Origin of the sequence: Culturomica massiliensis, from assembly GCF_900091655.1 — a bacterium.
Classification (GTDB): Bacteria; Bacteroidota; Bacteroidia; order Bacteroidales; family Marinifilaceae; genus Culturomica; species Culturomica massiliensis.
In genome coordinates this window covers 729486-756014 of record NZ_LT594621.1, presented here as the reverse complement: position 1 = coordinate 756014, position 26529 = coordinate 729486, and the positions used below count along the sequence as shown (strand labels likewise).

The 26529-nt window shown below is 42.8% G+C and carries 23 protein-coding genes; 1 reads left to right on the top strand and 22 read right to left on the bottom strand.

Annotated elements, in window-relative coordinates; translation table 11 throughout:
- Positions 1 to 5 precede the first annotated feature (5 nt).
- The 22 genes from BN8908_RS04300 to BN8908_RS04200 form a co-directional block, all read right to left on the bottom strand.
- Positions 6 to 1118, bottom strand: coding sequence for a hypothetical protein (locus BN8908_RS04300; RefSeq protein ID WP_068689345.1), 1113 nt, complete (start codon positions 1116 to 1118; stop codon positions 6 to 8).
- Positions 1100 to 1261 (bottom strand): HU family DNA-binding protein, encoded by a 162-nt coding sequence (locus tag BN8908_RS18435; protein WP_154670131.1) that lies wholly within the window; start codon positions 1259 to 1261, stop codon positions 1100 to 1102. Before BN8908_RS18435 ends, BN8908_RS04300 begins: the two co-directional genes overlap by 19 nt.
- A 469-nt stretch (positions 1262 to 1730) precedes the next feature.
- Positions 1731 to 2282 carry an RHS repeat domain-containing protein gene (locus BN8908_RS04290; protein WP_148453187.1) on the bottom strand — a complete coding sequence of 184 codons (552 nt, stop codon included), beginning with the start codon at positions 2280 to 2282 and terminating at the stop codon, positions 1731 to 1733.
- Positions 2283 to 2440: 158 nt separating this feature from the next.
- Positions 2441 to 3133 carry a hypothetical protein gene (locus BN8908_RS04285; protein WP_068689338.1) on the bottom strand — a complete coding sequence of 231 codons (693 nt, stop codon included), beginning with the start codon at positions 3131 to 3133 and terminating at the stop codon, positions 2441 to 2443.
- Position 3134: 1 nt separating this feature from the next.
- Positions 3135 to 3818 carry an RHS repeat-associated core domain-containing protein gene (locus BN8908_RS04280; protein ID WP_148453185.1) on the bottom strand — a complete coding sequence of 228 codons (684 nt, stop codon included), beginning with the start codon at positions 3816 to 3818 and terminating at the stop codon, positions 3135 to 3137.
- Positions 3819 to 3862: 44 nt separating this feature from the next.
- Positions 3863 to 4084, bottom strand: coding sequence for a hypothetical protein (locus BN8908_RS04275; RefSeq protein WP_068689334.1), 222 nt, complete (start codon positions 4082 to 4084; stop codon positions 3863 to 3865).
- A gap of 16 nt (positions 4085 to 4100) precedes the next feature.
- Positions 4101 to 5057 (bottom strand): hypothetical protein, encoded by a 957-nt coding sequence (locus BN8908_RS04270; RefSeq protein WP_068689332.1) that lies wholly within the window; start codon positions 5055 to 5057, stop codon positions 4101 to 4103.
- Complete coding sequence (locus tag BN8908_RS18430) at positions 5039 to 5200, bottom strand: HU family DNA-binding protein (protein WP_154670130.1); 162 nt, start codon at positions 5198 to 5200, stop codon at positions 5039 to 5041. Before BN8908_RS18430 ends, BN8908_RS04270 begins: the two co-directional genes overlap by 19 nt.
- A 74-nt stretch (positions 5201 to 5274) precedes the next feature.
- Positions 5275 to 5814 (bottom strand): hypothetical protein, encoded by a 540-nt coding sequence (locus BN8908_RS04265; RefSeq protein WP_068689330.1) that lies wholly within the window; start codon positions 5812 to 5814, stop codon positions 5275 to 5277.
- Between the two features lie 11 nt (positions 5815 to 5825).
- Positions 5826 to 6959 carry an RHS repeat-associated core domain-containing protein gene (locus BN8908_RS04260; protein ID WP_068689328.1) on the bottom strand — a complete coding sequence of 378 codons (1134 nt, stop codon included), beginning with the start codon at positions 6957 to 6959 and terminating at the stop codon, positions 5826 to 5828.
- 142 nt (positions 6960 to 7101) lie between these two features.
- Positions 7102 to 7710, bottom strand: coding sequence for a hypothetical protein (locus tag BN8908_RS04255; protein ID WP_021987698.1), 609 nt, complete (start codon positions 7708 to 7710; stop codon positions 7102 to 7104).
- Positions 7707 to 8681, bottom strand: a complete 975-nt coding sequence (locus BN8908_RS04250) for an RHS repeat domain-containing protein (RefSeq protein WP_068689326.1) — start codon at positions 8679 to 8681, stop codon at positions 7707 to 7709. Before BN8908_RS04250 ends, BN8908_RS04255 begins: the two co-directional genes overlap by 4 nt.
- On the bottom strand, positions 8678 to 8854 hold the full coding sequence (locus BN8908_RS18425; RefSeq protein ID WP_154670127.1) for a hypothetical protein: 177 nt from the start codon (positions 8852 to 8854) through the stop codon (positions 8678 to 8680). The genes BN8908_RS04250 and BN8908_RS18425 overlap by 4 nt, the downstream gene beginning before the upstream one ends.
- 106 nt (positions 8855 to 8960) lie before the next feature.
- Positions 8961 to 9569, bottom strand: a complete 609-nt coding sequence (locus tag BN8908_RS04240; RefSeq protein WP_068689324.1) for a hypothetical protein — start codon at positions 9567 to 9569, stop codon at positions 8961 to 8963.
- Positions 9566 to 10720 carry an RHS repeat domain-containing protein gene (locus tag BN8908_RS04235; protein WP_068689322.1) on the bottom strand — a complete coding sequence of 385 codons (1155 nt, stop codon included), beginning with the start codon at positions 10718 to 10720 and terminating at the stop codon, positions 9566 to 9568. The genes BN8908_RS04240 and BN8908_RS04235 overlap by 4 nt, the downstream gene beginning before the upstream one ends.
- Before the next feature lie 16 nt (positions 10721 to 10736).
- The gene (locus tag BN8908_RS04230; RefSeq protein ID WP_068689320.1) at positions 10737 to 12725 is read right to left on the bottom strand and encodes a DUF6443 domain-containing protein; all 1989 of its coding nucleotides are present in this window, start codon (positions 12723 to 12725) and stop codon (positions 10737 to 10739) included.
- 69 nt (positions 12726 to 12794) lie between these two features.
- Entirely contained in the window at positions 12795 to 15950 is a 3156-nt protein-coding gene (locus BN8908_RS04225; protein WP_068689318.1) for an RHS repeat protein, read from the bottom strand.
- Positions 15951 to 16296: 346 nt separating this feature from the next.
- The gene (locus tag BN8908_RS04220; protein WP_068689316.1) at positions 16297 to 18486 is read right to left on the bottom strand and encodes a patatin-like phospholipase family protein; all 2190 of its coding nucleotides are present in this window, start codon (positions 18484 to 18486) and stop codon (positions 16297 to 16299) included.
- A gap of 126 nt (positions 18487 to 18612) precedes the next feature.
- Positions 18613 to 19887 carry a TolC family protein gene (locus BN8908_RS04215; RefSeq protein ID WP_068689315.1) on the bottom strand — a complete coding sequence of 425 codons (1275 nt, stop codon included), beginning with the start codon at positions 19885 to 19887 and terminating at the stop codon, positions 18613 to 18615.
- Between the two features lie 107 nt (positions 19888 to 19994).
- Positions 19995 to 23039 (bottom strand): efflux RND transporter permease subunit, encoded by a 3045-nt coding sequence (locus BN8908_RS04210; RefSeq protein WP_068689314.1) that lies wholly within the window; start codon positions 23037 to 23039, stop codon positions 19995 to 19997.
- Between the two features lie 9 nt (positions 23040 to 23048).
- Positions 23049 to 24098 carry an efflux RND transporter periplasmic adaptor subunit gene (locus BN8908_RS04205; RefSeq protein WP_068689312.1) on the bottom strand — a complete coding sequence of 350 codons (1050 nt, stop codon included), beginning with the start codon at positions 24096 to 24098 and terminating at the stop codon, positions 23049 to 23051.
- Between the two features lie 23 nt (positions 24099 to 24121).
- The gene (locus BN8908_RS04200; RefSeq protein ID WP_021988636.1) at positions 24122 to 24736 is read right to left on the bottom strand and encodes a TetR/AcrR family transcriptional regulator; all 615 of its coding nucleotides are present in this window, start codon (positions 24734 to 24736) and stop codon (positions 24122 to 24124) included.
- Between the two features lie 501 nt (positions 24737 to 25237).
- Here BN8908_RS04200 and BN8908_RS04195 point away from each other — a divergent pair.
- The gene (locus BN8908_RS04195) at positions 25238 to 26425 is read left to right on the top strand and encodes an OmpA family protein (RefSeq protein WP_021988635.1); all 1188 of its coding nucleotides are present in this window, start codon (positions 25238 to 25240) and stop codon (positions 26423 to 26425) included.
- Positions 26426 to 26529 lie beyond the last annotated feature (104 nt).

The following is a 26529-nucleotide window of genomic DNA, read 5'->3' as shown; positions in this document are numbered from 1 at the left end:
TGTATTCAACAATTCAAATTTTTTCGACTGTCTTTTGACAGGTTACCATAAATGTCGTAGTCATAGCTGCCGCCGGATACATTCTTACGCTCGTAAATATCGCCCGAAGCGACCACGGCCGATTCCGTCAGACCGGACAAGCTGTTACCGTTGTAGCTATAGACCAGATTGTCTACCAGAACACCGTTGCTGTAACGCTTCAATGATAATATATTGCCGTTTTTATCATAACCGATCCCCTGCTCCACATATTTATTTACCAAAACACCGTTTTCGTAATGGTTACCTCCGGTAAATCGGCCGGCTCCGTCATAAGAAAACGTATACAACTGTTCCGCTTTGCTACCGTAACGGCAACTCCATTCCGAAATATCTCCCCCATAAAGTCCCGGCCCTTTCTGTGCATTCTCATACCGCAATCCCAAACGGAAAAAAGAAGAACCCTGTTCCGTCAAACGCCCGCGTATATCGTACGACAGGGTTTCCGTCACCGCATTCTCCCCGTAACGGCGGACAGACAATCGACCCAATGCGTCGTATTCATAATCCACCTTGCCTTTATATACACCATTCAGGTATACCTTACAACAAAGCAAACGACTTACATGGTCATAGTTATTGACTTTCTCCAAATTTGTGGTAACACCTCCGACGGTATGAGTTTCACATTCCGAGGTTACATTACCCACAAAATCATAGGCATAATGATAACGGCTCACTCCGCCCAAATGGTTTTGCTCAACACGCTGTATCAAACGTCCTTTACTATCGTAATAAAAACAACGCTCGATATAACGTCCCGAAAGCCCCGGTTCCGAGACTCTGTTACCGGCCAGTATCCGCTCTTTCTCATACGTCTGTAAACCCACCACACGACTGTCATAAGCCGAAGCATAGCCTGTAGCAGCCACAAACCCCAATCCATTCACCGGGGGATAACTGTCGTAACAACGCTCCGCCAGTACAATACTGCTTCCGCTGCCGTAACGGTACGACTCTTGTAACAGACGGTTATGGTTATCATAACTCAGCATAAAATGCCGGTCTCCCTGGTCACGGCTCACAGGAAGTCCAGCGGCATTATAACCGATCTTTTCCGTCACCACACCGGGAAGCATACGGTACTTGTCTTTTCGATAGCTTTGGTCAGGTTATCGAGGCTTATTTCTCTATCATGCACAGGGCTTGCATAAAATTTCTTTACACCGCCACCTGCCACATCAGGTCGTGAGCATCCTACCGTTTTAATCAGTATTGCCATAATTTTGATGTTTTATGTCCTGATTAGAAAATCCACTCAAACCAGCTCCTTAAATTCACTTTAAAGTGAATTTAGGGGGGAGCAGCTGAGAGTGAATTTTCCATGATTCGACCACACAAAGAAAAAAGCCCCAAAAAAAGAAAAACCCCGCAAGTGCGGGGCTTTAACTGATTAAAATATTATCGGAAAAACATAACTTCCAAAAGCAAGAAGCCATATCAATAATATCAAAATCAGAAATAATCTAAATCTAATTCTCTCTTTGCATAGAAGTATTGATATGTAAATCCCAATAGTTCCAAACACAGCATTTATCAACAATATCCAATTGGGATACATAAAAAGGAACAATAAATTTGTAAATTTATAGCAGTAAAGCAAATAAAAGGACTTGAACAATAATAATGTACTTATTCCTGTTGCTATAATTCCAAAGACTTTATTTATTTTAAGATTCTCCATAACCTACCTACCAATTAGAAGTTGCTTTTTTAATTCTACCATCCGGATCAATCATATTTAACGGATTATTCCCACAATATACATACGGACTCAAACCGTAATACTTTTCAGACAAGGGGTCCGTCGTAAACCACCGCCCTAAGGACTGGTCGTACAGGCGGGCGCCGTAGTCCAGATAACCCAGGCCACCGACCGTCTGTAATTCCTTGCCGTTGTATTTAAAACGGTTTGCCGAAGACTGGGCGTGTTCGCTGCGGGGATGCCGGTGACCGAAGGCATAATAATCGTTCTCTTCCAGTAAACGGCCGCTGCCGTCGACAATTGCGCGGATACTGCCCAGATGATCTTTCAGATGATAACAGATACTGCTGCCGCTCACCACTCCCTCACCGAAAAGACCGCTTTCAAAAACAAAAGAACTACCCGTAACCCGGTAAACCAGGTTTCCCACATAAGCATAACCGCTGCCGTCACTGCCCGATACCTTTAACTTACCCCCTCCGTAACCGTATTCATAACCGGCCATAATCGTACTACCTTCCCTGGCATTATGTAACAAATTTAAAATATTGTATTCAACAATTCAAATTTATTTGAAAAGGATAGGAAAAATATGTAGATAAAAAAGAGGCTGTCTAACAATAAAAAAATGAACTGCACTCCAAAAGTTTCATGTCTAACTTTTGAGGCGCAGTTCATTTCGCGGGACTGTTTATTTTATTTTTTCTTTCTTAATTTTATTCCATTAAACAAAATTGTATTATTTTTTAACGGAAAACGGTCTTGTATCGGTTTGTAATGAAAAATATCATCATTAACAAATGTCTGAAAAGCAATACGATACACGTTGCTATTTGTGTATTTCACATAATACGTTTCACTTTGTATTGTATCTTGTAGTGGAATAGGGACCATCCAAGCGTTATCTTTTACAGATTGAAAACCGCGTATATAAAAACTATCTACAACAAACTTTTCAACAAATAAAAGAGTATCTTTATTCATTGAGTAATCTATTCCATTGATATTCAAAATCCAATTTGTTAATGTGTCTGACTTCAAAGGATTATTGAATACAAATATAGAAGATGCGCACTTATCATTTTCTGTTTCAGTTATAATCATAGGAATATCTTGCATATTTTTAATATAACTACTCAAAACTATATTGTTTCTTTTTTGACTAACAGACCAAATCCCCGAAGAAATCTCACCGTGAAAACCACCCCTATAATGATAGCCAAATGAACTATCATTATTCAAAGTTATATACAAAGTAACAGGGTTTATCTTCGGATATTTTCCTTGTTGAACAAGCGTATATTTTCCTGTTATATTATGTTGGGTTTGACACGAAAAAAGCACAGTTCCACCCCAACAAAGCAAAATAAATTTAAAAAATAATTTCATGTCATTTATAATTTTCAGGTCGATAAATATAAATACCTGTGTTGCGGTCTTTTAATCCATATAACCACTGAAGGTTAATACCAAATACCGTACGCGGGTGTTTTACATCAGAAGAAGGAACAACACCATTTGTAATTGAGTATTCTGTTGCATACGCTTGTATCTCTAATCCCATTGGATTTTGCATTAGCGCATTATTCGTACCTAATGGATTAAATGTTATTTTTCCGTTATCGTGTTGAATAGCATGAGTTGTTTCATGCGCTCTGTTTCCTGTCATTCCGTAATTATTTATAATGATAGTTCCATCACTCATAGATGATAAAGTAGCAGTAGTTCCCGCTTCCACGGTATTAAACGTATAGGAAGTTTTGGAATTACCTAACTGTGTTATGCCATTGTCTAAATTGGATAAAAGCGTTCTTTGGAATTGTATATTTTCTAACTTGCCTTGCTGTTTTGCTATTCGTTGAGTTTTCTTTTCAACACTTAACTTTGTGTTATTTTCTATTTTCTCAATTTTAGCATTTATGCTTGTTTCTTGCTTTGCCAAAGATTTATCACGGCTGGCAATTTGTTGCTGTAACTGTTTGGCAATTTCCTCATCTTTCTTTTCTTTCCACTCTTTCCCATCCGGATCAACATACCTCAACAGATTATTCCCACAATACACATACGGACTCAAACCGTAATACTTTTCAGACAAAGGGTCCGTCGTAAACCACCGGCCTAATGATCTTTCAGATGATAACAGATACTGTTGCTGCTCACCACTCCCTCTCCGAAAAGACCGCTTTCAAAAACAAAAGAACTACCCGTAACCCGGTAAACCAGGTTTCCCACATAAGCATAACCGTTGCAGTCACTACTCCATACCTTTAACTTACCCCCTCGGTAACCGTATTTATAACCAGCTATAGTCGTACTACCTTTCCTGACATTGTGTAACAAATTTAAAAGATTGTATTCAACAATTCAAATTTTTTCGACTGTCTTTTGACAGGTTACCATAAATGTCGTAGTCATAGCTGCCGCCGGATACATTCTTACGCTCGTAAATATCGCCCGAAGCGACCACGGCCGATTCCGTCAGACCGGACAAGCTGTTACCGTTGTAGCTATAGACCAGATTGTCTACCAGAACACCGTTGCTGTAACGCTTCAATGATAATATATTGCCGTTTTTATCATAACCGATCCCCCGCTCCACATATTTATTTACCAAAACACCGTTTTCGTAATGGTTACCTCCGGTAAATCGGCCGGCTCCGTCATAAGAAAACGTATACAACTGTTCCGCTTCGCTACCGTAACGGCGGACAGACAATCGACCCAATGCGTCGTATTCATAATCCACCTTGCCTTTATATACGCCGTTCAGGTATACCTTGCAGCCAAGCAAACGACTTACATGGTCATAGTTATTGACCTTCTCCAAATTTGTGGTAACACCTCCGACGGTATGAGTTTCACATTCCGAGGTTACATTACCCACAAAATCATAGGCATAATGATAACGGCTCACTCCGCCCAAATGGTTTTGTTCAACACGCTGTATCAAACGTCCTTTACTATCGTAATAAAAACAACGCTCGATATAACGTCCCGAAAGCCCCGGTTCCGAGACTCTGTTACCGGCCAATATCCGCTCTTTTTCATACGTCTGTAAACCCACTACACGACTGTCATAAGCCGAAGCATAGCCTGTAGCAGCCACAAACCCCAATCCATTCACCGGGGGATAACTGTCGTAACGACGCTCCGCCAGTACAATACTGCTTCCGCTGCCGTAATGGTACGACTCTTGTAACAGACGGTTATGGTTATCATAACTCAACATAAAATGCCGGTCTCCCTGGTCACGGCTCACAGGAAGTCCGGCGGCATTGTAACCGATCTTTTCCGTCACCACACCGGAAAGCATACAGTACTTGTCTTTTCGATAGCATTGGTCAGGTTATCAAGGCTTATTTCTCTATCATGCACAGGGCTTGCATAAAATTTCTTTACACCGCCACCTGCCACATCAGGTCGTGAGCATTCTACCGTTTTAATCAGTATGGCCATAATTTTAATGTTTTATGTCCTGATGGACGGTTTATACTCTGATTTACTACTACTTTTGTGTTTTATTATTTCTATTATTTCCGCTTGTACCAATTGCCTTTAATATTAGTCCATTTAGTTTCCTTACTTCGTTTCTGTAACTCATCTTCATTAGCAAACCGAACCAAAGTCAACGTTTCAATATCTTTCAGATAAACAAAAACATTTCCTGCTGTATCAACATTCAAACGAGGTATTTCATATCGCATAAACACTTGTGCTAATTGTTGAAGTTTTGCAGTATCAGAATCGACATGATATTCTGTCGTCCATTTTGCTTTCGTTACATGATAATTTTTTTTGTCCAATGTTACAATATAACATCCTGTTTTTGAAGTATCATTTACAAAATAAGATACATCCATGACAAGAATTTGGTCGTTTTCATCTCCTCCACGTTTGAAAATATTAACACCTTTGAATTGAGAAAAATCCTCCAACTCGTATTTATCAAAAAATGCCTTTTTATGAAAATATACTGCACATTCGCCATATAAATATAAAACAGGTCGTGATATGAAAACAATACCGATTATTACTACTATACTGACAATTATTATCTTCATTATTTTCATTGTATAATCGTTTATGGTCTTGATAATGGTCCTACGGTAACTCTGTAATACATATCCTTATAGCCATGCTTATTGGCATGTCGCACACCCATCCGTATTGAAAATTGGTCGTCCTGAGAGTCTAATTGTGGCTTATAGCCATTTGTACTTGGATTGAAAACACTATTATAATGTGCCCCCATTCTTAGTTCAAACGAAGTTAGTCCAAGTGCCCTGCCCGCGGCTCCAAACAAGAAATTTCCATAATTATAACGATTATGAGCAACGCCATCCACTAAAAATAATGATTGATTATAATCGGAATAATTGCTTGGTATTCCTGTAACAGCAAAATCAAATCTACCTTCACCTTTTCCTTCTTCTGAAATATATCCATACCTGCTATCAGAATTTGCGGTCTTATTTTCAGAATTAAATGCACCTGCCCATGACAGCATGCTGATAATCTCGCTTTCCTGTACAAACTGAACCCTGTTTATTTTTCCATCTTTCAGGTCTTGTACATCATTCTTTGGGTCAGCAAATTTGAACTTTTGTGTAACATTACCATCACCATCCACAATACGCCCTGTACGCCCGAAAAATGTATTATGAAACCAATTATCTTTTGTTGTTCTTAAATAATTTCCATTTTCATCAAATTCCGAATGGCTTAACCCTGTGGGGTCTACGTATCTTATCGGATTATTCCCACAATACACATACGGACTCAAACCGTAATACTTTTCAGACAAAGGGTCCGTCGTAAACCACCGCCCTAAGGACTGGTCGTACAGGCGGGCGCCGTAGTCCAGATAACCCAGGCCGCCGACCGTCTGTAATTCCTTGCCGTTGTATTTAAAGCGGTTTGCGGAAGACTGCGCGTGTTCGCTGCGGGGATGCCGGTGACCGAACGCATAATAATCGTTCTCTTCCAGTAAACGGCCGCTGCCGTCGACAATTGCGCGGATACTGCCCAGATGATCTTTCAGATGATAACAGATACCGCTGCCACTCACCACCCCCTCACCGAAAAGACCGCTTTCAAAAACAAAAGAACGACCCGTAACCCGGTAAACCAGGTTTCCCACATAAGCATAACCGGTGCCGTCACTGTCCCATACCTTTAGCTTAATTCCGCCGTAACTATATTCATAACCAGCCATAATTATACACTACCTTCCCTGACATTGTGTAACAAATTTAAAAGATTGTATTCAACAATTCAAATTTATTTGAAAAGACCCCCAAAATATATAGATTAAAAAATCCCGGCAGAAATTCTGCCGGGAATAGATTAAAAATGACCTATTGCTTATCATGCAATATCCCTTTACGAAGAGGAACTATATGTATCCATTCCCCATCTGCATTTGGACGACCCAGAAAATTAATATTCAAATCGGGAGAAGGTTCCAATTTACGAACGTAACGTTCATTTATAACAAAATAAAAATGACTGTTACGAAAAAGCGTTTCCATAAAATTAGGAATCGTAGAGTAATTGCCCCTGTTATAGAGATACTCCAGCCAATCGTTTCCATACATAAACTGACGCGTTTCAAAACTATGGGGAGGAATATTTAAAATACGATGAGCTTCCATTTCAAGCGTATCACCCTGATATATACCATAAGCTCCGTTCAAGCGGGAAGGATGCCTGCTAGGAATGTTAGGATCTTCCGGATATTCACGCATAAAAATACGCACAACACTATCACTATGATTCTCTATGGTGATATCCAAAAAAAGAAATCCCATAAAACTCTCTCCCAATGGATAATATTTATCCGGATATTGATTCGAATAGACTCGATCTATACGGATATTGATCTTATCAACCAAAGACTCCGGCTTACGACATCCGTGGAAACCAAAAAGCATTCCAAAAATTATAAAAAAAAGAAATCTGTTCATTTATACCAATATTTTAAAATAAAAGGACGCATCTGACGATAACGTTCCGGGTTCTCCTTTTTTACTATACCATAATATCTAGACAACATTCCTCCACGAAACAGAGGGGTACAATGTTTCCACGAAGCGTGTTTGAATTGCAATTCATAAGCCATATAATGAGTTTTTTTCTTTTCACTGAATCTCCTTATTCCATGTCCGGTATATTCGTGTACACCCAAAACATTTTCAATATGCTCGACTGTATTTAAATCACGTTGTACTCCGTCATTCATCTGGTCTACAGATATGCGAAAATTTTTATTCCCGACTATATATGTCGTTATAGCATATTCAACACTAGAAGAAGGATCATTATATGTGTCATCCCCATTTTTTACGGCAACCTCGCCGCCATCCAACAGTGATACATCATAGCCCAATTGTTTCAATATATCCGTATATATACGGGAATAGGATTTAGCCGAAAGAGAAACCTTTTCCAAAGGCTTACTATTCTGAGGACTAAGTCGTTCCTTACTCTTAGAAGCGGCTGTTCGGCCTGTGACAATACGTACTGTTCCACGAAATCCTTCCTCATCTGTCCCTAAAAAAAATCCATCACTATCATAATACGGACTTGCCGCTCTCCCATCCGGATCAACATATCTCAACGGATTATTCCCACAATATACATACGGACTCAAACCGTAATACTTTTCAGACAAGGGGTCCGTCGTAAACCACCGGCCTAAGGACTGGTCGTACATACGGGCGCCGTAGTCCAGATAGCCCAGGCCGCCGACCGTCTGTAATTCCTTGCCGTTGTATTTAAAACGGTTTGCGGAAGACTGTGCCTGTTCGCTGCGGGGATACCGGTGACCGAAGGCATAATAATCGTTTTCTTCCAGTAAACGACCGTTGCCGTCTACAATCGCACGGATGCTGCCCAGATGATCTTTCAGATGATAACAGATACTGCTGCCGCTCACCACTCCCTCACTGAAAAGACCGCATTCAAAAACAAAAGAACTACCCGTAAACCAGACTTCCCCACATAAGCATAACCGTTGCCGTCACTGCCCCATACCTTTAACTTAACTCCGCCGTAACTGTATTCATAACCAGCTATAATCGTACCACCTTCCCTGACATTGTGTAACAAATGTAGAAGATTATATTCAAAATTCAAATTTATTTGAAAAGACCCCCAAAATATATAGATTAAAAAATCCCGGCAGAAATTCTGCCGGGAATAGATTAAAAATGACCTATTGTTTATCATGCAATATCCCTTTACGACGAGGAGCTATATGTATCCATTCCCCATCTTCATTTGGACGACCCAGAAAATCAATATTCAAATCGGGAGAAGGTTCCAATTTACGAACGTAACGTTCATTTATAACAAAATAAAAATGACTGTTACGAAAAAGCGTTTCCATAAAATTAGGAATCGTAGAGTAATTGCCCCTGTTATAGAGATACTCCAGCCAATCGTTTCCATACATAAACTGACGCGTTTCAAAACTATGGGGAGGAATATTTAAAATACGATGAGCTTCCATTTCAAGCGTATCACCCTGATATATACCATAAGCTCCGTTCAAGCGGGAAGGATGCCTGCTAGGAATGTTAGGATCTTCCGGATATTCACGCATAAAAATACGCACAACACTATCACTATGATTCTCTATGGTGATATCCAAAAAAAGAAATCCCATAAAACTCTCTCCCAATGGATAATATTTATCCGGATATTGATTCGAATAGACTCGATCTATACGGATATTGATCTTATCAACCAAAGACTCCGGCTTACGACATCCGTGGAAACCAAAAAGCATTCCAAAAATTATAAAAAAAAGAAATCTGTTCATTTATACCAATATTTTAAAATAAAAGGACGCATCTGACGATAACGGTCCGGGTTCTCCTTATTTACTATACCATAATATCTAGACAGCATTTCTCTCCGAAACAAAAGTGTACAATGTTTCCACGAAGCATGTTTGAATTGCAATTCATAAGCCATATAATGAGTTCTTTTCGTTTCACTGAATCTCCTTATTCCATGTCCGGTATATTCGTGTACACCCAAAACATTTTCAATATGCTCGACTGTATTTAAATCACGTTGTACTCCGTCATTCATCTGGTCTACAGATATGCGAAAATTTTTATTCCCGACTATATATGTCGTTATTGCATATTCAACACTAGAAAAAGGATCATTATATGTGTCATCCCCATTTTTTACGGCAACCTCGCCGCCATCCAACAGTGATACATCATAGCCCAATTGTTTCAATATATCCGTATATATACGGGAATAGGATTTAGCCGAAAGAGAAACCTTTTCCAAAGGCTTACTATTCTGAGGACTAAGTCGTTCCTTACTCTTAGAAGCGGCTGTTCGGCCTGTGACAATACGTACTGTTCCACTAAATCCTTCCTCATCTGTCCCTAAAAAAAATCCATCACTATCATAATACGGACTTGCCGCTCTCCCATCCGGGTCAATCATATTTAACGGATTATTCCCACAATACACATACGGACTCAAACCGTAATACTTTTCAGACAAGGGGTCCGTCGTAAACCACCGCCCTAAGGATTGGTCGTACATGCGGGCGCCGTAGTCCAGATAACCCAGGCCACCGACCGTCTGTAATTCCTTGCCGTTGTATTTAAAACGGTTTGCGGAAGACTGTGCGTGTTCGCTGCGGGGATGCCGGTGACCGAAGGCATAATAATCGTTCTCTTCCAGTAAACGGCCGCTGCCGTCGACAATTGCGCGGATACTGCCCAGATGATCTTTCAGATGATAACAGATACTGCTGCCGCTCACCACTCCCTCACCGAAAAGACCGCTTTCAAAAACAAAAGAACTACCCGTAACCCGGTAAACCAGGTTTCCCACATAAGCATAACCGTTGCAGTCACTACTCCATACCTTTAACTTACCCCCTCGGTAACCGTATTTATAACCAGCTATAGTCGTACTACCTTTCCTGACATTGTGTAACAAATTTAAAAGATTGTATTCAACAATTCAAATTTTTTCGACTGTCTTTTGACAGGTTACCATAAATGTCGTAGTCATAGCTGCCGCCGGATACATTCTTACGCTCGTAAATATCGCCCGAAGCGACCACGGCCGATTCCGTCAGACCGGACAAGCTGTTACCGTTGTAGCTATAGACCAGATTGTCTACCAGAACACCGTTGCTGTAACGCTTCAATGATAATATATTGCCGTTTTTATCATAACCGATCCCCTGCTCCACATATTTATTTACCAAAACACCGTTTTCGTAATGGTTACCTCCGGTAAATCGGCCGGCTCCGTCATAAGAAAACGTATACAACTGTTCCGCTTTGCTACCGTAACGGCAACTCCATTCCGAAATATCTCCCCCATAAAGTCCCGGCCCTTTCTGTGCATTCTCATACCGCAATCCCAAACGGAAAAAAGAAGAACCCTGTTCCGTCAAACGCCCGCGTATATCGTATGACAGGGTTTCCGTCGCCGCATTCTCCCCGTAACGGCGGACAGACAATCGACCCAATGCGTCGTATTCATAATCCACCTTGCCTTTATATACTCCGTTCAGGTATACCTTGCAACAAAGCAAACGACTTACATGGTCATAGTTATTGACTTTCTCCAAATTTGTGGTAACACCTCCGACGGTATGAGTTTCACATTCCGAGGTCACATTACCCACAAAATCATAGGCATAATGATAACGGCTCACTCCGCCCAAATGGTTTTTCTCAACACGCTGTATCAAACGTCCTTTACTATCGTAATAAAAACAACGCTCGATATAACGTCCCGAAAGCCCCGGTTCCGAGACACTGTTACCGGCCAGTATCCGCTCTTTCTCATATGTCTGTAAACCCACCACACGACTGTCATAAGCCGAAGCATAGCCTGTAGCAGCCACAAACCCCAATCCATTCACCGGGGGATAACTGTCGTAACAACGCTCCGTCAGTACAATACTGCTACCGCTGCCGTAACGGTACGACTCTTGTAACAGACGGTTATGGTTATCATAACTCAGCATAAAATGCCGGTCTCCCTGATCACGGCTCACAGGAAGTCCGGCGGCATTATAACCGATCTTTTCCGTTACGACTCCGGGAAGCATACGCTCCGTAATATTTCCCCGCTTATCGTAATTATAGCGGTAACAATAGGCCGATAAAGAAGCAGAAGAGATTACGGCACTACCTCCGAGCATCGGCGGAATCACACAAACCAGACGATCCAGCACATCATAAACGTAATAGGTATCCAAAGCTTCCCCGGAAGAAGCATAACAGCGCTCCAGTACCGCATCGCCCCGAAAATTGGTAAATACGATGCGACGGCGGTTATCTTCTCCGGATATTTCCTGACGATACAATGTGCCGGCAGCAAAATACCCCGGGCTACTCACACTGCCGTTAGCATAAACATACCGGCGGACCTCATTTCCGCTGTTCAAGCTATAATTGTAACGAACCGTATGCCCGCCGGACAAGCGGTAGGGTGCTCCGGGCCGACTGCTTTCCAGCAAACGACCGGCACCCGATTCCTCGTAACGGCGCTCACTGTACGCGTAAGCATTACCGCCCGAAGAACCGTATAGTCCACCATAATAGTTGTTTTGCGCCAATTGTGCACCGATATTGTAAATCCCCTTATCCGTACCGCCTGCATAAGGAAGATAGGATTTTACCTCTTCACGCCCGTAGAAATCAGGTGAAACGGGTGTAATCAAATCCTGACGGCCCGGATTCGCTCCGGATTCCACCACCTGCACACAACGCCCCAACCCGTCGAAATAGCTGATCGTCGCTTCCGATCCCGACAAACCCAAACGATGATTTACAAAAGTTACCCCAAAATGCGGACGATAACGGATCGTATAATTGCGATCGGCAGAAGGCGTTATCGTATGCAACGGAAGAGGCTCAAGATCGGTTTGAGCCAGCACCCAAAAGCCCCGAAACAAAAAAAACAGAAAAAAAACGATTTTCATAACGACAAAATTTTAAATGAAAAAAATTCCGATAATCTCAAAAAAGTTCTCCCCTGTGAAGGCAATCCCCTATTCTTTTAAATGGTATTCATATTGTTCCACAATATTCCCGTCCTCGTCTTTCACCGATAACAAACGTCCGCAGGAATCATAACCATACATCTGTTTCCGGCCCGAAGGATCGGTAACCGACGTCAGACCGATAAAAGGAAGATAAGTATACAAGGTGACCAAAGCTCCCGGTAAAGCCGCACGCAAGCCTTCCAAACGATTCTGATCGCCAGCCGTCGGTTCGGCAGCCACCGCCATCGCATTTACAACGGCAGCCCCTCCCATAGCTGAAACCACCGCCGGATAAGACGCATTCTTAATTTCGGCTACGGGATAAAGCCCGTTATAACTCCACAGATAACAGGTCACAGGCTCTCCCGTCCTGGTCATACTGGCAGGACAACCGTTCACGTCATAAGCAGTGACGGTTTTACGGTCGGTTTCGACGTCTTCCACCTGACGATAGACCGTAGACGGCACGGTTATTGTCTTACCACCGCAGGTCACTTGTGTATAAGTATAGTTAACAGCCGCTTTTTTCACGCCGTCGATAGAAAACTTCTCTTCTTTCAAAGCCGACAAATTATGAGCACCGATCAGATAAAAATCGGTTGCATACGTATATTCCCGTTTGTATGTCTTGCCGTTACAGGTATAAGACTCACTCCGCAACAATGCCGAATTACCGATATCGGCAAGCTGTATTGTATCGGGAATAAGCGGTCTGTCGATCGAACCGGCGCTCCGGACCGACATCAATAGGGACGTTCCCGGATCGCCGGGATCGGTCGGATCTTTCGGATCTTTCGGATCTTTCGGACGCTCAGGATTAACCGGATGTAAGGGACGGTCTATTCCGGGTTCCTCCGGCTCTTCCGGTACAAAAGGCGTATAATTGGCAAAAGGATCCGTTTCGGCAATCGGAATTCCCGGATTTTCCTGCGGTGAACCGGAATAATATGCATAGTCCCAACGTTCCCGCAACGTATCGCTCCCGAAAATCTGCTTTTTCGTCGTCGATTTCAACTTACAATACCCGTTGTAAAGATTTACATCGAAATAAAAGAAATCATTTACGCTTTTGAAATCTTCCGAATACTGCCCATTGGTCCGGTCCTGTATCGTGTAAACGATACCTTGTACATAAAGTCCTACCTGCAGTTCTTTCAAATCGAATTTCTCGTATTCATGGGTTTCTATCTCCACCGGTTTGAAAATTCCGTTTTCTTTTTTATACATTGTACGCCGGATAAGTTTATCGTAAGCCCAATTCGATTCCAGAAAATATCCCGGTATAAATTGCAACTTATAAGGAGCACACTGAGAAGCCAGGGAACAACCGAAACCATTTCCCAGATAGCGCTGGGCTTCCTCACCTCCCAGCGGATAAGAAGGTACATATGGCCATCCGGCATAAACGAAATGGTTGCGTCCGTAACGCGGGTTGTATTCGTAATCCGTCCGGATCGTATCCCCGCTTCCGGCTCCGGTGGTCAATTCCGATACCCGCCCGTAATATACCCGGGCATTTTCCAGGGACAAGCCGGGCAGAACACTGCCCGAAGAATAAGAATTCGATTGCGACACCATAACCCGTTCAAAAATGGTACCGACACTTTTTATCCCGCTTTGAGTCAGAAAGCAACTGGCATTAACTTTTGTAAAATCTATCGACGTGAAACTGTCGTAATAATTGAAACTCCGTTTGCGTAATAAGGTTCCGTCCGATTCATACTGACCGATTTCCTTGATCCGGACACCGATAGATACCGGACCGATGACCGGTTCATCATGCTGATTCGCTTCATAGACAAACTCCGTATACCCGCCCGTCGCATTCGTAATACGTTTCAAAGAATACCTTTCCGCATCGGAAAAAGAATAATCGTATTTCCCGGGTATCCGCACACTGCCGGTATTCAGAAAAGTCAGATTCTGGGTCTTGGAAGCTGTGTAATACCCAAAAAAATCCTGGGCAAAACGGGAAGAGATAGTTACACTTTCATCTATATATTTAAAACCGTAACGATCGGCAACACTACCGTCCGAACCGTAAACCGTCACACCCGCCAGACGCAAACGCCCGTCTCCGAAATAACTGTTCTGATTCTGAAACACGGCATACTGCCGTAAAACCGAACCGGCATATACATCCATACGGCTTAACCGGGCTTTCAGGCCGTTATCCGTGCGGTCCTGCATATGTGTAAATACAACCTTCCCTCCTTTATAGCGTATTTCCGATAACACCTTACAATCGAAATATTCCACGGAACTCCAACCCAATATGTCCGGGGAATAATCCCCCACCGGGACATCCCCTAAAGCGGCGCTTGCCGAACCGGATATCGTATTGACCGGTAAACTACGCGACCACTGGCCTACATTCCGGTAAACGAATTCGATGGTCTCCGTTTTATTAAACGTTTCGATTTTTGTCAGATACCAGCTCGAAGTAGTCCTGTAATCCGTATTCACATATAAATTGGTCATTGAAGTCGCTACCGGATTTCGTTTCCCGATCCCTTCCGTTTCCGTAAAATAATACGCCGTACCGTCCGGTGTCGTTATTTTAAAATTGAATTTGGAATAGACCGCCGAAGGTACCGATAATACTTCTATTTTATTATCGGTAACCGGAATCTCGGTAATCTGTTTCGTATTGACATCATAGATAAACGAACCGCTTCCTCCCGGAAAATTGTAATAATACCGGTCGTAACCAGCCTCTTTTTCATGTCGCAACACCTGTTTCAGGTATGTATGCTCCTGCCGGTTTATAATACCGATCTGATCCCGCAAATCGAAAGAACGGGTATCATCAGGCTGGTTGTTGACCACACGACTGATCACACCTCCCGCCACCAGACTCCACCCCAATCCCGTATTACCTGAAACATCCTCCACTTTAATACCTCCCGCATGATAAGACAAACTCAGCGGCAATGACAGTTCCCGTAATTTTACAGTATAAAGCGGAACCGATATTTCCGGTATACCCGTACTGTAAGACACCGGATAGTCCACATAACGGATCAATTGAGCCGGCTCCGGAGTCGGTAACGAAAGATTATCCTGCTGGATTTTCGGCAGATCGTACAATTGGTTTAACTGCTGTCCATACCCCCGGCAGAACAATAACATAGCACACGTAAAAAGTCCCAAAGTTTTCATAATTGAAAAGATTTAATAAATAATACAAAAAATAAATCAAGCATTGTCAGACAATTCGAACAATAAGGCAAATAACCTATCTTATTTCGTTTATCACGCGACACATCCGTTATTCAACCGGAACAACACAAAAGCTGCATAATTCATGATAACCGGTTTTTCTGTACTAAATTTAAAGTACAAAGGCCAAAAAAATTCAGACAGGCAAAAACAAAAACCTTATCACTGCACTTATAACAATCTGATTATCAGATGCATTTTTAACAAAAACCTTATCAATATAAATCCGGCCCTTTTTTCTTAAGAAAAAAGGGCCGGAAATTCACAATTTCAGGTTTCGACCTGTTTAAAAATAATACCCGAGATTAAAATAGAAACCCAGCTTATCGGTATAATCGGACATATTGAAACTGCAACCGATGGGCCCGACAGCCGTATCATAAGAATAACCCACACTTCCGCCCCAGATCCCCCGGTCACCGAGGATATCGAAAAAATTATCGTTCTGTAAAGCAAAATTTCCGGTCACAAACAGATAATGGCGGCTTCCCATACGCTGACGGAATTGCAATCTGGCCACCATCAATGATTTTTCAAAGACTTCGATATGGCTGATACCTTCGAACGGAAGCTGCTGTGCCATATAACGGCCTTCTACCTGCCCTCCCATGTAATTCAGATAAGGATAAGGCACGTAATTACCGATCAACACACGCCCGTATACAGAAGGCAACATCTTAAAACGGTTGGAAAGCGATACGACACCCGTGAATCCGGCACTCAAAGCCGAACAGGGAGCATGTCCGTCCAGCCGGACAAAATTATCGGTATGCAACGAATAAGCAGCCTCAAAAGACAATCCCCGGGTCGGATAATATTTTCTGTCATACGTTTCCAAATGAGCCAAGGCAAAATAGCTAATGTATCCTTTCGATATGGCATCCGTACCCTGACTATCCTCCTTATATAAAAAGGGATCATAATCGAAATATTCATAGCGCACCCCCACCTGGAATTTGAAATTCCGGAAATAAAGATCGGACAAACTGGCTTCTCCCAAATGATAGCGGTAAGTAATGCTGTTACTTTTACTTCCTTTGTCATACAGATTAAAATCATTGTACCGAAACATATAAGCCAGATTCAAACGCCGTAAAAAAGGATTTTCCAAAGCATAGTCCAATCGGATATAAGGATTTTTATTCAAACGGGCAGTCAGAGAAAACTTGGACCCTCCCAAAGCTTTATAATTGAATTTGGTATTCAATAAAATAGCAGCCATTTCTTCCGTATCGAAACGGAAACCGAGATTCACAACATCCATATGCTTTTCCGTCAGCAACAATTCCAGAACGTATTCCGGCCCCCCGAGCAAACGATAGGTTACTCCGGAAAAAGCTTTTGTCCCATACAGAGAAGCGATAGCTCTATGCAACCCGGTCAGGGTAATCCCTTCATTTTCCTGTATCCGGATATTCCGGCGCAATCGTTTGGCCTCGTCTTCGGATACCCCTTTCAGCACGATCGAACGTATAAAAAAGGTATCTTCCTGTATCTGCCTGGGTTTCCGTACTACCTCCTCCGTTATTCCGATTTCCTTCTTCAAAGCCATCAGCTTTTCCCACTGCGCCTCGGCAGCCCTCTTGCCTCTGACAATCAGCGTATCAACGGCCTGCGGATTAAAGCTGGCAGCCGAATATTCATTAATATCCGGCTTTATATACAAATCCGTCAATGCATAATTTTCTTCGAACTTATTTAAACACATCAGATTAATCAACTGTCCCATCACCTCCGGAAAAGTATTCAACTTATCGCTCTTCCGCAAGTCAGCCTGTACATCCACTCCGATAATGATATCTGCTCCCATAGCCTTGGCTACATCTGCCGGAAAATTGTTGACAATACCACCGTCCACCAATACCATACTATCCAGATGTACCGGAGTAAAAAAGCCCGGAATCGCCATACTGGCCCGCATCGCCTGCACCAGATTCCCCTTATTCAATACCACCTCCTGTCCGTCTACGATATTTGCTGCAATACAGGCAAAAGGAATGGGCAACCGGTTAAAATCCAACGAATCATGATATCCCAATGTCAAATCTGTAAAAAGATTGTAAACGTTCTGCCCGGCAACAAACCCGGCCGGAACACGCCTTTCCTTCCCTTTACCGAAAGAAAAAGAAAAAACATATTTTTCTGTAGCTTCCTTTTCCATAAAAGGCAGATAATCCCGCTTCACCTTATCGCTCAACAAAAAAGTCCAGTCCTGTTGCCGCACCAGCGTATCCAGTTCCTCTCCGGTATAACCGATGGCATACAATCCGCCAACAATAGATCCCATACTGGTACCGACCACATAATCAATAGGGATTCCGGCCTTTTCCAACACTTCGATTACTCCGATATGGGCTATTCCTTTCGCCCCGCCTCCACTCAACACCAGTCCCACTTTTTTCCGCCCGGCAAAAGAGTCCGAAAATACAATCGACAAACCGATCATAAGGATGATCGACAGATACTGCTTTTTCATGATTTACAATTTATTTGCTCTAAAAAACAAATATAGAATAAAATCAGTAAAGACACAGAAGTAATCCTCTGTGTCTTTACTATTGAATAATCCGTTTCCCGATTTACACGACATCCAGCGCCGGTATCAATGACTGATAGCTTTGTTATAATCTGCCAGGGAAACTTTCTGTTGCAGCCAGGTTTGAATCAAACTGCTATATGATTGAATCCAGGTCACCTGTGCCGAAAGCACATCGATAATCGGCAATTTTCCTTCCGTATAGCTGAACGTATTCAACTCCAGGTTTTCTTCCGCTATCCGGCAGGCTTCTTCAGCCACCGCTATCTGTTTTGTATTTTCGGTCAGGTTTGTCCAGGCATTACTGACTTCCAGGGTAATCTGATCCTTTGTAATTTGCAGGTCATACTCCTTGCTATGCAACATGGCCCGCTGTACATTCACCTCTTTACGATGAGCCCCCCACTGGAAAACCGGAATACTCACCGAAGCAAAAGCAACCGTATTCCACATTGTCGAACCGTCGATATTCAGCATCTGTGTGCCCCAGTTTTCCTTTAATCCAACCGCCAGGGAGGGCAAATATTTGCTACGGGTCAGATTAACCTGCCGCTTCTGATATTCAATATTCAACCCGGCAATCGTATATTCGGGCCGGTTTTCAAAAGCGGCTTCCGCTCCGATTTGAGGAGGCAGTGCCAGCAACATACTGATACTGTCGGTAATATAAACCTCATTCATCGGTAACTCCCCCATCAATACATTCAGATTCTGCAAGGCCACCTGAAATTGTTTAAAAGCATTACTTCTCTGCAACTCAGCATCCTTTAAACGGGCCTGTACCTGCAAAAGATCGGTTTTGCTGATATATCCGTCATTAAAACGGTCCGTCAGCACCTTCTCCAGTTCTCCGATAATCTTCACATACTGATTCATAACCCGGTACAGGTCTTTCTTGGCCACCGTCGACCAATAATTAACATCGGCGGCATACAGGATATTATCGACGGTCAGTTCTTCCGCTTTCTCGGCTATATTTTTCTGTACCTCGGCAGCCTTATAGCTGTTCCGGACAGCCCCGCCGCCATATAAGGTCTGTGTCAATCCGGCTTCGACACTGTAAGTTTCGTTCGCCATCGGAACCTTGACTCCGCCGAAATCCATATCGTAGTCATTGATACGGTATTGTACATTCCCAGAAACATTCACCTGTGGCAGATAAGCCGTTTTAGCCGTCTTCATCGCTTCCTGCATAGCTATGCGCTGTTCGGCACTCTGCTTGATCTGCTGGCTGTAATTCAGTACCTTTTGCCTGTACTCACCAACTGTCAGCGAAGTTGTCTGTGCAGCCAGCGGTAAACCGCCCAGCCAGCAACAACTGTATATGATCCATTTTTTCATACGTTACATTTATTATATTTCTAATTTTCAATTTACGATCAACAACCTATTATCAGCCACTTCTACAGCCAACTGCCAAAAATCGCAAATCAACAATCTAAAATCAATTACCGGTCAATACGTATCTTATAAAAAATACAATAGGTTACCGGCAAAACAAACAAAGTCAGCATTGTCGCCACAAACAGCCCCCCCATAATCGTCGCAGCCATCCCGGCAAACATAGCATCCCACAACAAGGGCAACATACCCAGAATCGTCGTACCCGACGCCATCGTCACCGGCACAATACGGGTTTTCGTTGCCTGTACCACAGCCTGTACCGGTTCTTTACCCGATTCGAGTTCTATTCCGATCTGATCCACCAGTACAATCGCATTCTTGATATTCATACCGATCAACCCCAATAATCCCAGCATGGCAAAAAAGTCCATCGATTTGCCGAATCCGATCAATCCCCACACCACGCCGATAAAAATCAGAGGCAACATCAGCATAATCACAACCGGACTCCGGTAATTTTTAGGAAACAGTAATAATAAGGTAAGATAAATCAACAAAAACATCAACGGAATATTTTTTCCCAAAGCAGCCATCGAAGTATCCTGTTGTTCCTGATCTCCGAAATATTTCATCTTATACCCCTCAGGCATCTGTACCTGACTTTGTACACTGGTCAGCACCTGCTGAAAAGCAGCCATCGCATTCGCTCCCCGTTTCGGATCACATTGCATCATCAAGCAACGTTCCCGGTTGTACCGTTTGATAACACTATAATCGTATTCCAATTTAAAATTATCGGTCACCTGTTCCACTTTTATCGACTTCCCTTTTGAACTGAACACAGGTAACGTACGTATATCCTGCGGATTTATGGAATCCTGATCGGATATTTTCATCAGAATCGGCATAAATACATCGCCTTCCCGGTATTCGCCCAAAGGAACTCCATTGGTAGCCGCTTTCAAGGAATACGCCACCTGCTGACGGGTAATCCCCAAACGCAACCCCTTTTCCTGCGAGAACATTGGTTTCCATACAGGTACAGGTGTTCCCCAGCTACTCCTCACTTCCATCACCTCGTCGCATTCACGGGCGATAGCTTTCGCCCTCTCACACAAGGCCACCAGGGTATCGATATTTTCTCCGATAAATCCGATTTCAATCGTCGCCTCCGGCACGGGCGACAACATGAATAAAGACGAACGGGTCAGTACATTCGGATAATTGCGGAGCATATAATCGTAAAACTCCTGCTCCATAGCAGGGGAATCTTTCGGATCGTGTGTTTCTATCAGCACATTGGCAAAATTGGGAATAGGTCCGAAAGAAGAACTGGCCAGGTAGTAACGCAAAGGCGAACTCCCCATCGTCACGGAAAAGGACTTCACCTTCGGATCCTGTTTCAGGTATTCTTCTATCTGAAACACATTCTGTTCCACATCCCGTATACCGTAGCCATTCGGAAATATCAGATCGGCGCGCATATACGGTTTATTCATCAAAGGGAAGAAACTCTGCGGCATCAAAGCCATAACAACCAAAGAAAATATCAACACTGCAATAACCGTAAACAAAGTTATAAAGCGATGATGAATCAATTTATGCAATACTCCTTCGAACCTGTGATAAAATTTCGTATCATAGGGATCGGACTTTACTTCAGAGGTATTCTCTTTCAATATGAAATTCCCGAAAGTCGGTGTCTGGGTCAATGCCAATATCCAGCTAAGTCCGAGAGATACAGCCAACACGATAAATAAAGGCTTTACGATTTCAGCCACGGAATCGGGAGCCAGAAACATCGGTAAAAAAGAACAAACTGCAATAAAAGTCGCACCGAGCAGTCCCCATTGAGGTCCCGTAGCCCCTGCGATCAAAGCTCTGTATCTGGACATGCCCCGTTTGATTCCGATCTGGGCATTGTCGGTCACCACAATGGCATTGTCAACCAGCATACCCATGGCTATGATAAACGCAGCCAGAGAAGTACGGTTCAGGCCTACTCCCAGAAACAACATAATCAACAAGGTGCCCGTCACTGAAAACAACAGAGAACTCCCGATCAGCATACCGGCCCGGGCTCCCATCACGATAAATATAATAGCAACAACAATCAATAAAGATTCGATCAGATTCAGGATAAACCCGTTATTCGCTTCCCGGGCGATTACATTCTCCGGATAAATCGACACCACATCCATGCCGACGGGTATTAATTTCTCTAACAAATGCAAACGTCCGGCTACCAAATCCCCGACAGCAACTACGTTATCCTCAGCCCCGGAAGCGACCCCGATGCCGATAGCCCGTTTACCGTCCACCCGCATCAGATTGGAAGGCGGATCGAGGTACCCCCTTTCAACGGTAGCTATATCCCCCAACCGCACCTCATTACCTTCCTTTGTAATAATCAACTGATTGCGAATATCGTCCAGATCTTTATAAGTACCGTCGGCCACAATCTTTAACTGGAAGCTCCCGGCATTGATTTCCCCCGTATTTACCTGCAAATTCTGTGTCTGTAAAGTCTGGGCGATCAGGTTGGGATCGAGCCCGAGAGCAGACAATTTGGGTACGGAAAACCGTACATACACAACCTCTGTCTGTTCCCCGAACAACTGAACCTTTTGTACCCCTTCAATCGGGGTCAATTCCGTCTTTATTCTCTGCGCCCAGTCCCGCAACTCTTTATACGAAAAGCCCTCATCGATGGTAAGCGCATAATAAATACCGTACACATCCCCGAAATCGTCGCTGACGGTAATATCCGAAGCCCCCTGGGGTAATTTCGGACGGATATTCAACACCTTACGCCTCAACTCATCCCATTTCACAGGCATACGCTCCGGTTTAATGGTCGGTTTCAACTCGATGCTGATTTTAGAAATTCCGTAATACGATTCGGATTTGATCTGTTTTACTTCCGACATCGACTGGATTTCCCGTTCGATGGGTTCGGTTATCAATTTTTCCACTTCCGAAGCCGTAGCTCCCGGATACTGGGTGATCAGCACCGCCTGTTTGATAACAAAAGGTGCGTCCTCTTTTTTAGGCAATTTAAAAAACGAAATGGTACCTCCGATCAGCATGATAATCAGAAAAAAATACACTACTTTCGTATGCTCTAGTGAATATTTTGGAAGATTCATATGCTGCTCTTATTCTGTTAACACATTTACCGGCTGTCCGTCTATCAAACGGGTCGTCCCCGCAATCACCACTTTTTCATCCGGATTCAGTCCTTCTGTAATAATAATCATATCTTTATCCACCAATCCGCCTTCCTTCACTACACGCTGCTCCACTTTACCGGCCGCATCGTTATATACGAACACCCGTTTCTCTTTCGTCCGGGGATCCATAAAAACGGATGTCAAAGGCACCTGCACATAATTTGCATATCCCTCCCGGGATATTTTCAACACCACACGGCAAGAAAAACCGGTAGCGACTTTGTAATCATTCAGATTGAAATCCGGATCGTCTACATAGAGAGATACGGGAACTCCCGAACCGTCGGGAGAAGCTTCGATATACTCTTTCACTTTCGCCTTAAAGAATCTTCCGCGGTAATTTTCGAATTCCACGGCAATTTGGGGCGAAGCGAGCAAATACTGCATATTATTTTCCGGCAATGTGAATTTAACCAATAACTTATTCGGATTGATCAAACATACGATTCCCTGGCCTGCCTGCACTTTCTGATAATTTTCCACATATTTTTTCTGAATAAAACCGTCGAAAGGTGCCAGCAGTTTTGTCTCGTCCAATATGTTCTTTGCATTTTCATAAGCCGCCTTCGCATTGGCATAGCTGGCCTGTGTCGACTCATAATCCTGGTGCGAGATCGCCTGCTTTTTAATCAGTTTTTCCGACCGCTCCATCTGAGATTTAGCCGTCATATATGAAGACTTTTTAGCTTCATACTGTAGACGGAAGTCCAAAGGATCCAACACGGCAACAACCTGTCCTTTCTTCACCCGCTGCCCTTCTTCGACATTCAGGGCAATCAACGGTCCCGACATCTTAAAAGCCAGATCACTGAACTGATCCGGAGAAACGACACCACTGAAAGATTTTTCCACCACATTCAAAGGAAGTGCTTTCGTCACTTTTACCGGACGAGGACCGCTTTCCTTCACTTCCGGCTGTTTACACGACACAATACAAGCCGCACACATCAACCCAAATACTAATTTACCACGCATAATTTTTAAATTATTTCAAACATTTATTCATTCTTCTTACTCAAATAATTGTCAACCAGCTCCAAACCTTTCTGAGTCGCCATACCCCTGGCAAAATTTATAACAATTGTTTCAAACACCTCCGAAAACGAAAAGTTGTATTCTTCGATTTTTTCGAAATTCATCAGGATTTCGAATTGCGCTTGCAAAATCAATGCCAACAAACGACCGTTCAGTTCCGGACGTACATACCCTTCCCGAATCCCCTCCTCCGTCAAACGTATCAACCCCTCCGTATTCGATTTCCGGTTAGCTTCCAGATAAGGAAGTACCTTCGGATGATATTTCTGTAAATCACGCATATAATTCCGGTTTACCCGCCGTATCGCTTGCGATATCCGGGCAAATTCCTTCAATCCCAATTCAAACGGATTCGTACAGGTAAGCGCCAGTTTATCCCGCTCTTCCCTGCTTTTCTCCTCCTGATATGCCAAAGTTTTCAACAGCAAGGCATCTTTATCCCTAAAAACTTCATACAATGTACGTTTAGAAATTCCAATATCCCCCGCAATAAAATCCATCGTTATCGATTTAATCCCGTGCATCAGAAAAAGTTCAGAAGCACGCTTTACAATCCTTTGTTCCAGTTCTGCATCCATATACCTTATTTTTTGAACCGCACAAAGGTAGTCTGAAAACTTTAAAAACCAAAAAAGTTTTCAAATTTTATTTATTGTTTTCAGCCCGAAACAAGTCAAAATATAAAAGAATTACTATCGGCAAAAAGCAGGTCTAAACTTTAAATTTTTAATTATTCAGGGAGAGATCAACATCTGAATTACCAATATCGGTTATCATTTATCGATTTTTTATAACCGTAAATCAAAAATTGGGTCATTTATTAAAACTTATCTGAAAAAATCCCGTAACTCTTTTGAATTCGGGTTCTTTGACATTTTACAACAAGAACAGACCTTTAGAATAGTCATACATTTCAAAAATTTAAAGAACTAAATTCAAGGTATTTACGAAAAAGGGAAATAAGTCAACGGATTTAAAACAATAAAACAGGAAACAGATCACAAAGAAAAATTAGTTAAAGAAAGAAACCCTTGAAATTACCGTAACGTTATAACTGAAAACTAAACTAACGAAAAAAGATGAAAAAGAAACTAGTAATGTTATTAATCGCGTGGGTACCATTGTTGTCATTCGCGCAGGAAAGTACTGAAATAGTGGTACAGGAGAGGAACACTTCCTGGAGTGGCTATGTAACCAATGGTTTCTGGGACAATTGGTTTATATCCATCGGTGCAGGAGGTCAGGTTTATTTCGGACAAAATGACTCCCAGGGTAAATTCGGGAAACGTATTGCTCCGTCTTTCGATTTTTCCATAGGTAAATGGCTCGTACCTACCATCGGCTTACGTGCCCAGGTAAGTGGTTTTACATTAAAAGGATTCACCTATGATCCCAATAACATGTATGTAACAGGCAGTCCCGACAAAGACGGTTTGTACAAACAAAACTGGAAACAGTTCAATGTTCACGGAGACGTGCTTTTGAACCTTTCTAACTGGATCGGCGGCTATCGTACGGATCGTTTTTACGAAGCCGTTCCTTATTTAGGATTCGGTATCATGCATGCTTGTCGCTCTGCCAGTAACAATGTATTCACGGCAAATGCAGGTTTGATCAACAAAATGCGTCTTTCCGATGCTTTTGACCTGAACGTAGAAATCCGCGGTTCGGTATTTGAAAAGAAATTTGCCGGTGAGCCGGGAGGTAAGAGAGCCAACGGTATCTTAAGCGTAACTGCAGGTTTTACCTACAAATTCAACGAACGTCACTTCCAACGCAGCATGCAACCGGTTGTTATGGCAGAAGACATAGCTCTGGCTGCTACAACACAACAACTGGAAGCAACACGTGCTCAGTTAGCCGAACAACAGGCGCACAACCGGAAATTACTGGAAGATCTCGACCGTACCAGAGCCATGAAACAAGACGTAAAAGTTGAAAAAGAAACAGTAATGGCTCCGTTAGCTATTTTCTTCACCATCAATCGTGCCAATATTACGGCCCGGGATAAAGTCAACCTGAAATATGTAGCAGAAACGATCAAGCAAAATCCGAACAAAGTCTATACCATTATCGGATATGCGGATAAAGCAACCGGAACACCTGAATTCAACATGCAACTCAGCCGTCAACGCGCCGAGAATGTATTCAAAATCCTGACCAAAGATTACGGTGTTAATCCGAATCAACTGAAAGTAGAAGCCAAAGGCGGTGTCGCCAATATGTTTGACAGCAACCCGCTTAACCGGGTAACCATCGTCGAATAAGACACAAATAAAAAAGAGGCTGTCTACAAGCTTGTTAGACAGTCCCTTTAATTATTTTAAAAATACTGTTTTTTATATAGACATAAAAACTTATTAAAATCCTC